Source organism: Pseudomonas sp. 25 R 14, assembly GCF_900004755.1.
Lineage (GTDB): Bacteria > Pseudomonadota > Gammaproteobacteria > Pseudomonadales > Pseudomonadaceae > Aquipseudomonas > Aquipseudomonas brenneri.
In genome coordinates, this window is the sequence record NZ_CVTS01000024.1 from 190,339 (window position 1) to 199,335 (window position 8,997).

4 protein-coding genes are annotated in these 8,997 nt (G+C 58.4%); 1 reads left to right on the top strand and 3 read right to left on the bottom strand.

What is annotated here, in order from left to right:
• Positions 1-180 precede the first annotated feature (180 nt).
• The 3 genes from BFQ03_RS05245 to BFQ03_RS05255 form a co-directional block, all read right to left on the bottom strand.
• A complete protein-coding gene (locus tag BFQ03_RS05245) occupies positions 181-1,365 on the bottom strand; it encodes a thiolase family protein (RefSeq protein WP_065942631.1) in 1,185 nt (394 codons plus the stop codon).
• A 218-nt stretch (positions 1,366-1,583) separates the two neighbouring features.
• Positions 1,584-3,101, bottom strand: coding sequence for a polyphosphate:AMP phosphotransferase (gene pap / locus BFQ03_RS05250; protein ID WP_065942632.1), 1,518 nt, complete (start codon positions 3,099-3,101; stop codon positions 1,584-1,586).
• Between the two features lie 102 nt (positions 3,102-3,203).
• Positions 3,204-8,048: an NEL-type E3 ubiquitin ligase domain-containing protein gene (locus BFQ03_RS05255; RefSeq protein ID WP_065942633.1), complete on the bottom strand. Its 4,845-nt coding sequence runs from the start codon at positions 8,046-8,048 to the stop codon at positions 3,204-3,206.
• A 219-nt stretch (positions 8,049-8,267) separates the two neighbouring features.
• Here BFQ03_RS05255 and mnmD point away from each other — a divergent pair.
• The coding region (gene mnmD / locus BFQ03_RS05260; protein ID WP_139115645.1) for a tRNA (5-methylaminomethyl-2-thiouridine)(34)-methyltransferase MnmC2 at positions 8,268-8,997 on the top strand (730 nt) is incomplete at its 3' end.

The window sequence follows — 8,997 nt, forward strand, 5'->3', positions numbered from 1 at the left end:
AATGAGGGATGCATTCTAGGGTGATATGAAAGGTTTTAGGGGCGTAATTTAAAGGACACAACACCGTTCAAAATGTGGGAGCGGGCTTGCTCGCGATAGCAGTGTGTCAGCCAGCACATCCAGCGACTGACATACCGCTATCGCGAGCAAGCCCGCATTTGATCTGCGGTGTTTTATAGATCAGCGCACGGCTTCGAACAGGCCGGTCGCCCCCATCCCACCCCCCACGCACATGGTGACGATGCCATAGCGCAAATGACGCCGCTGCAACTCACGCACCAGATGCCCCACCTGCCGCGAGCCGGTCATGCCGAACGGATGGCCAATCGAGATAGACCCGCCGTTGACGTTGTACCTGGCATTGTCGATCTCCAGGCGATTGCGCGCATACAGGCACTGGGACGCAAATGCCTCGTTGAGTTCCCACAGGTCGATATCGGCCACTTGCAGTCCACGGGCCTTGAGCAATTTGGGTACCGAGAACACTGGGCCGATGCCCATCTCGTCCGGCTCGCAGCCGGCGACGGTAAAGCCGCGGAAAAACGCCTTTGGCTTGAGGCCCAGCTCCAGGGCTTTTTCCAGGCTCATCACCAGGGTCATCGACGCGCCATCAGACAATTGCGACGAGTTGCCCGCCGTCACTGAGCCGTCCTCGGCAAACACCGGTTTGAGCCCACTCAGGCTGGCCAGGGTAGTGTCCGGACGGTTGCAATCATCACGGTCGACCACACCGTCAAGGATCTGCACCTCACCGGAGTTCTTGTCCTCAACCTTGTACTTGACCGCCATGGCCACGATTTCATCGTCGAACAGCCCGTCGGCCTGGGCCTGGGCGGTGCGCTGCTGGCTTTGCAGGGCGTACAGGTCCTGCTCCTCGCGGCTGACGTTATAACGGCGGGCGACGATTTCGGCGGTCTGGCCCATGGGGAAGTAGATGCCCGGCACCTGCTCCTTGAGCAGCGGGTTGATCAGGTTATCGGTGTTGACGCTTTTCATGGTCAGGCTGATGGACTCGACACCGCCGGCAACAATGATGTCGCTGCACCCGGAAGCGATCTGGTTCGCCGCGATGGCAATCGCCTGTAGCCCTGAGGAGCAGAAACGGTTGAGGGTCATGCCCGCGGTACCGGTGCCCAGGCGCGACAGCACTGCCACGTTGCGACCGATGTTGTAACCCTGGGCACCTTCGTTGGAGCCGGCGCCGACAATGCAATCCTCGACGCTGGCCGGGTCGAGACCATTGCGGCTCAGCAACGCGTTCACGCAATGCGCCGCCATGTCATCGGGACGGGTCTGGTTGAACTTGCCGCGAAAGGACTTGGCCAGGCCGGTTCGCACACTGTCGACGATCACTACTTCACGCATGGACTACCTCAATCTTGTCGTTGTTGGGAGACAGATCGAGGATAGATCCAGCGCCGGGTGATCGCGATGATCATTCACCTGACGTATGCAAAAGAATGGCTCGAACCCTGTAGGAGCGAGCTTGGCTCCGGGCGGCGTTCCGACGAAAGACGCAAGGGCTGCGCGTTCATTCAGGATGCCCGCGTTATCGTTGACGATTTTCACGAGCAAGCTCGCTCCTACTTGTGCTTCTTCTTTTTGTCGTGTTTGTCGGACTTGGCAAAGGCCTCTTCCAACGCCAGGTTGATGGTGCGCAGCACCTTGACCCGCGCCCAGCGCTTGTCGTTGGCCTCAACCAACGTCCAGGGCGCAATCTCGGTGCTGGTGCGGTCCACCATGTCACCCACGGCCGCCCGGTAGGCATCCCACTTGTCGCGGTTGCGCCAGTCGTCTTCGGTGATTTTGAAGCGTTTGAACGGGATCTCTTCCCGGGCCTGGAAACGCTCCAACTGGGTGTCCTTATCAATCGCCAGCCAGAACTTGACCACGATCACCCCGGCATCGCGCAGTTGCTCCTCGAAATCGTTGATTTCGGCGTAAGCGCGCATCCAGTCCGCCGTGGTGCAAAAGCCCTCGATCCGTTCCACCAGTACGCGGCCATACCAGGAGCGGTCAAACACGGTGAACATGCCCCGTGCCGGAATCTGCCGCCAGAACCGCCACAAGTACGGCTGGGCGCGCTCGTCTTCGGTGGGGGCGGCAATCGGTACGATGCGGTACTGGCGCGGGTCCAGCGCCGCCGCCACCCGACGGATCGCCCCGCCCTTGCCCGCCGCATCGTTACCTTCAAAGACGGTGACCAGCGCGTGTTTACGCATGCGCTTGTCACGCATCAAGCCGGAAAGCCGCGCCTGTTCGGTGATTAACTGCTCCTCGTAGTCGTCCTTCTCCAGGCGCTGGGTCATGTCCAGGCTATCGAGCAGGCTGCGTTGATCGACGGCAGTCGGCAGCGGCGCAGGGTGAATTCCGCTGGCCTTGACCTTGGCCAGCTTCAGGGCATTTTGCAAACCGTCCAGAAGAATCTTGCCCACCGTCAGGCCACGGTAATGGGCATCCACGCCTTCGATCACGTGCCAGGGTGCGTAGTCGCGACTGGTGCGACGCAAGACCCGTTCGCCGAAATGCACAAACTTGTCGTAGGTCTCGGACTGCTGCCAGTCCAGCGGGCTGATGCGCCAACTGTGCAGCGGATCATCCTGCAAGGACTTGAGCCGCGCCTTCATTTGCTTCTTGGAGAGGTGGAACCAGAACTTGAAGATCAGCGCCCCTTCATCGCAGAGCATCTGCTCCAGGCGCTCGGCCCCGGCGATGGCCTGGTCCAGGCGGGCGTCCTTGATCTGGCCATGGACGCGCGCCTGCAACATCTGGCTGTACCAATTGCCGAAGAACACCCCCATGCGCCCCTTGCCCGGCAATTGCCGCCAATAGCGCCAGGCCGGCGGACGGGCCAATTCTTCGTCGGTCTGCTGGTCGAAGGTGCGCACCTCGATCAGCCGTGGGTCCATCCATTCATTGAGCAGCTTGACGGTCTCGCCCTTGCCGGCCCCTTCGATGCCGTTGATCAGCACGATCACCGGGAAACGTCCCTGCTGGTGCAACTCGAACTGCGCTTCCAGCAAGGCTTCACGCAAGGCCGGGACTTCAGCGTCGTAAGTGTCCTTATCGACGGCATGACCGATTTCGGCAGATTCAAACATGGGCGACTCCCTTCCAAGATGGATCAAGACTAGCGGATTGGGCAGCACGCCGGGCAAGGAATTCCAGACGGCTTGCCGTGGATCAATTGCCGTGCTTGTTGGTCAGCCCTCAGACACATGACAGATGCCCAGGTCCTGGTGTTTCATCATCCGATGGGTCAGGCGCTCCAGCACCTCGCTTATCGCCTGCTGGCGAGGAGAACGCAGGGCTTCTATTTGCCTGCGGTACTCCCCGTCGGTGAGGTTTTGACCGTTCTCGAAGATCGTCTGCTGTTGCACATCAAACGGTTCGGTGACCAATCCGAATTCACGGGGAAACTGCTGTTTGAGATGGACTTTCCAGAAAGACAGTTGTGCAATAAAACACAAGAACGCAGGGGATAACTCGGCAGTGAGGACCTGTTCGCGCGCCCTCTCCAAAGCGCTGCTGGTCAAGTCGGCCAATGAAGCATACTGCATGTGCTTGGGTTGTCCCGGCAACTGAAGGGTCTTGGCCAACCCGACTCGGTAGGCCAGGCTGACTTCCAAGGGATACTCGGAGGAATGCTCGACGGCGTAGCGTGCCGCAATTTTTTCCAGCTCACCGAGGCGAAACAAACCACGCCCCAAGGTCAATAACACATCCGTGTTACCTTGCCCGCGACCGGCCTGACGAGTCGCATTCTTGACCGTCTTGAGGACTTCTATCTGACTGAAAGTCTCTGCAGCCTGATCCGAACTGTTTGGCGGCTGAGCCGCCAGTTGAAAGACCTGCTCGCGTAGCTCGACGCTGTCGTGGGTCGATTGCAGGACGTCCCAGACCCTGCGGCTCAAATCCTCACGGACGTAACGGCTGTCGGCGGTATCGGATAGTTTGGCCAGTAATGTAAACAACGGCGCCGAGTCAGGGTCATCGCGCAGGTTCGCCCAAAGGGTGCGTTTGTTGGCATCTTGAGCAGACACCTCGTCCGGCAACCAGGCCGCCCGGGCGCTCAACTCGGTAAAGCGTGATTGATCGTCATCCACAAGGCCCATACCAATACCCATCTCGTCTCGGTAGCGGACCAGTGCAGTCATCGTTGTGGCGGACAATGGGTTACCAGCCAAGTTGATCGCCTGGCTGAAACCGCGCGTTATGGTGAATACCCAGTCGGGCAACACCGTAATCCAGTTATTGCGCAGATCCACCTGTTCCAAATGGGCCAGGCGCCCGAGCCCTATAGGCAGGTCGACAATCCTCGTGTCCTGTAATAACAATGTATGCAAATCGTGCATATTGCTGACATCCAGGTGCACCTCAACAGGGTTGTGGCTCATGTCCAACCGACGCAACGTGGTCATGTCGGCCAGTTTTTTTCGGGTGTACTCGGTCAGCGCAAGCTGGTTGTGAGGCAACGACAAACTGTCGAGTTCAGGCATGCGGGAAAGATATTCCGGTAGCCGGGTCAGACTGTTACGGTCCAGATCCAGGCGCCTAAGCCCCTTGAAGTGCCTCAGAAAGTAGGCAGCGTCATCGTCCAAGCGCATATTTTTGAGGGACAACTGCCGGACATGATCGAAACGAATTTCGTGGGGAAATTTCGGCAATGAGCCCACCCGCATCCCGTCCAGAGTCAGACCGTAAACGGGCACCTGCACTTCATCAAGTACAAAACCCTGGCGCCGCCAGCATGCTTCAATGCGCTCCGCCACTTGCTGGCGGCTCTGCCGAATGCCTCTGAAACCCGGTTGTTTCTCCAGGTCTCCAACGTTGCTCTTCCAGTGCTTGAGGATTGCCCGCAGATGACCCAGGTCATCCTCCATACGAGCAACGGCCTTGGCCCGGGAAAGCTCATCGACACCTGACACCGACTGGAGAAGATCAAATGCTTGCTCGTCACTGAACAGCGGATAAATCTTCTTCACTTTGCGCACCAGCGCAGAGGATTGCGCCGCCGAACCGGTCGCTGGATCCGCCTGCTTGCAAGGTATTTCCACCGTCTGGGGCTCGTGGGCCTTAGTGGAAAAAGCCTCGGCCGCCACATCACGTTCACTCTGAGCCCGGTCGGCAACCATACGTCGCAGCCTCCAGCCGCTTTCGGTCCCTTCCAAAGGCAGTTTCAAAGCCGTCCGCTGCCTGTCCTCCAGCGTACCCAGGATCGCCTCGAAAAGCCCATCCGGACCTGACTGAACTGCCCCCCTACTCACAGCGTTGTCATCGAACGGCTCAAAGCCTGCTGTGGACCTGACCACAACCCGACGCACGCTGGCGCTCTCAACCGCACCAAGGGCCAATAAGTCACCCTGTGGAGAATCCTGGCGTAACTCCAGTCGTAGCGACTTATCCCACCCGTCTACGCGCGGCAACATGCGAACCGCGAGACACTGCGTGTCGAGGCCAGCCAACTCAGGCTGTTCAAAACCGGCAAGGGCGCGATCCAGGCGCTGTTCTTCGAGTGCATATCGCACCGATTCGGCCAGCCCCATGGGAACACGCTGCTTGTCACGCAGAGATTCCCTCTCCACCGAGGACGCCTCAGCCATCACCTCCCGCATGACTCGATAGGGCAATTGCGGATACGTCTTCCTGAGCAACTCCCACTCCTGTGGCACCGGCCCGTCATAGGACTGATACAACTGCTCAAACAGCGGTTTACGATCAGCCTTGAGGTGCTCAAGCAATTGGCGCGCCAATACAGCGTGCTCCTGATTGGCAGCAACACCTTCCCCCAACAGCCCGATTTTTTGCTGCTCATCCAACCGGGACAACAACACATCAAACACCTTCCCCTCGGACACAGCTTTCTCGGTGATGGTCAATCGCTGCCTGACATCGTCAATAAACCCGGTGGAGGGGTAACGCGCCTTGACGCCTCCCTGGGCGTCAAGCACTTCGAAATAACGGCCCTTAGGCCAACCCGACAACAAGGGCAAAGCGTGCATCTGCAAGATCGCACTTTCAGCATTGAGGTAAACACTGCGCTCCAACAGCCAGATCAGGTCACGAATGGAGTGCTCCAGCCTGAAACGCTCGTATAAATCACGAAACCGTGCGGGAAAGGGAAGGCATTCCTGAGCCAGGTGGTAACCCCATCGGTGGGGCTTGTCCATGATGGACTTGACCAGTTGCAACTTGCGCGAATCCAGCACCGGGTGACGACTCGCGGGTTCCAGGCGTGAAAAGAGATACCCTTCATCCTCCCACGTCTCAGGCCTCTCAAATGAAAAACGCCAAGCGCCCTCACCGTTGTGCAGCATTGCCGGACGATAGGCCGTCTGCCGCACAGCGGGGTTAGCCCGCCACTGACCCAGCTTTGGATCAAACGAAACCTGATGGACGAAACCATTGACCTTTACGTAGGAATGACCACCTACTTTATAAATGCCTTCCGCATCGGCAACCCTATTCTCGACGAGGTGCTGATCATGGGCGTACGGCAGTATGTCGGGGCGCCATAGCCGTAGGTTACCGTCGTCTAAACGTATGGCCTCCAGTTCCTGGAAGTAGCCCTCAATGCCCTGTCGGGCGCGCTTCAAAACCTTACCAACCACCTTGGCCCCCGCCGCGAACAACACCATCGACGTGAGGCTCTCCGCCACAGCACCCAACTGTTTGAGCGCCTCTACCTTGTCACCGCGACGCCAGTCCTCAATGCCCTCATACACCTCGCCAAGCATCTGCCCCACCGCCACCCCCGTCATCAGCAATCCCAACGCTGGGACGACAAAGCCCGCGAGGTTGAGCAGCGTCAAACCGGCATCAAGGTACTCCAGCAAGCGCTGCTTGCGGACGTCCTCATCGACATCTACCACCGGTACCGCCAGTGTCCTCGCGTCGATTTGCAACTTGCCCACGTAAGTGGCAAAAAAGTGGAGCGCCAAGCTGGTCGTTATGGGCTTGGCCGCCAGCACACCCAGCGTACGGTGCTCCCCAAACCGACTGAAAAAAACCAGCCGGTCAACCTCCCCCAGGTAACCGGTAAAGAATGTGCGATAGGTGGAGACTTCCAGCTTCAGATCCAGATAGACCTTGAAGTCATTGAGCGAGGGATACTCAAAGAACGGTCGTTTGGGCTCATTGGGCATATAGACCACGCAGGGTTCTTCCGGGTAATCCCCGATCGGCCGTCCCGAGAACACCACGACACTCCACAGGCAACAGTCGAGTGCATTCAAGCCTTGCCAGAGGACCGGGCGCCCCTGAAACAACAGGTCTTTGGCCTGGGCGGGAGTCATGTTCCGATCAAGCAGCGTGCATAGCATGGCGTAGGAGTCCTGGGTGATATCGCCACGCATGCAGGCGATATGCGCGTCGATTCTTACGTCCAGGGTTTTCATCCAACCAATATCAACCGCTGCCCCGTTGACGTAGGGCCCATCAGCGGTCTCGCCAATATCCAGGTGAAATACTTCAGCGATGTGCTGCTGATACAGCCGACCAAGATCCAGCTCCCTGCAACCCTTGGCAAACTCATGCGCAGAGACCGCGATAGCTGCATAGGGGGCTGATCCGGCTTGCAGCCCCGACTCCTCTGAGTAATGCCCCGCTCGCGCCTCTTCCTCGGAAAAATTCTGCAGCGCCATGTGCAACAAGCTCTGCCGTTCCAGCTTGAGGCTTCTCTCATATTCCAACGGAAGGACTGCTTTTTGGTATTCGTAGGTGGCATAGACAAAAAGATCCTTTTTGGGGTCCACCGTTGCCTGCCACTTTTTCTGGCAGTACGCCTTCAAGTGCCCACTGCAAAACTCATCCAGCGACCGTAACCGCCTCAAACGGCCTTCGACCGCAACCCTGGCTTCTTCAACCCGCTCAGCATCCTTTTCCAGCGCTTCCAGCAAACCTTTCGGGGCATTGATCATCCAGCCCGGCAGGCGCTTTTGCAGCACATCGGCCTTGGCTAGATCGCCCGTCATTTCCAACAAGGCAGCTTGCAATTGTTGCTGCGTCAATTGAGTACATGTCTTAGTCAAATCATCCTGTGCCTGCATCAGCAATATCCTTTATTGCCCAATAATCAAGCGTTAACGATACCCCGGTGCAAGGCGTTGAATTAACGCTGATAGTTAATCAATCAACGTGGTATTTCGGTGGCTTTTTCCATGTAAGAACTAATGGGCTACCGCCATTATTTCGACACGGGCAACCGTGGATCAATCGCATGCTCCGGTATCGGCTAGAATGGCCGCCTTGTCTTGGCCGAGTTGCCCATGAACCCCGTACTGCCAAATGCCCAGCTTGATTGGGACGACCAGGGACGCCCGCGCTCGCGGGTGTTCGACGACGTGTATTTCTCCGACCTGTCGGGCCTGGAAGAAACCCGCTACGTGTTCCTCCAGCAGAACCGTCTGCAGGAGCGCTTTGCCGCGCTGCCCGTGGGCGGGCGGCTTATCATCGGAGAAACGGGGTTTGGCACCGGGCTCAATTTCCTGTGTGCCTGGCAGCTGTTTGAACAGCATGCGGTAGCAGGTGCGCGCCTGCATTTTGTCAGTGTGGAAAAGTACCCGCTGAGCCACGCCGACCTGCAACGCGCGCTCGCCCTCTGGCCGGAACTCAAGCCACTGGCCGATCAATTGCTCGCGCAGTACATCGCTATTCATCAAGGTTTCCAGCGCCTTGTGCTGGATCACGGGCGCGTCACATTGACGCTGTTGGTCGGAGATGCACTGGAACAACTGCCGCAATTGGACGCGCAGGTCGACGCCTGGTTTCTTGATGGTTTCGCACCGGCGAAAAACCCTGACATGTGGACTGCCGAACTGTTCGCCGAACTGGCGCGGCTGGCAGCCCCGGGCTCGACCATCAGCACCTTTACCAGCACCGGCTGGGTGCGGCGCCTGCTCAATGGTGCCGGGTTCAAGATGAAACGCACGCCAGGCATCGGCCACAAGTGGGAAATCCTGCGGGGTGAGTTCCTCGGCTGGCCGGCCGAAACGCCGG

Coding starts and splice junctions, on each gene's coding strand:
- BFQ03_RS05245 (WP_065942631.1), bottom strand. CDS start 1,365: ATGCGTGAAGTAGTGATCGTCGACAGTGTGCGAACCGGCCTGGCCAAG.
- BFQ03_RS05255 (WP_065942633.1), bottom strand. CDS start 8,048: ATGCAGGCACAGGATGATTTGACTAAGACATGTACTCAATTGACGCAG.
- pap (WP_065942632.1), bottom strand. CDS start 3,101: ATGTTTGAATCTGCCGAAATCGGTCATGCCGTCGATAAGGACACTTAC.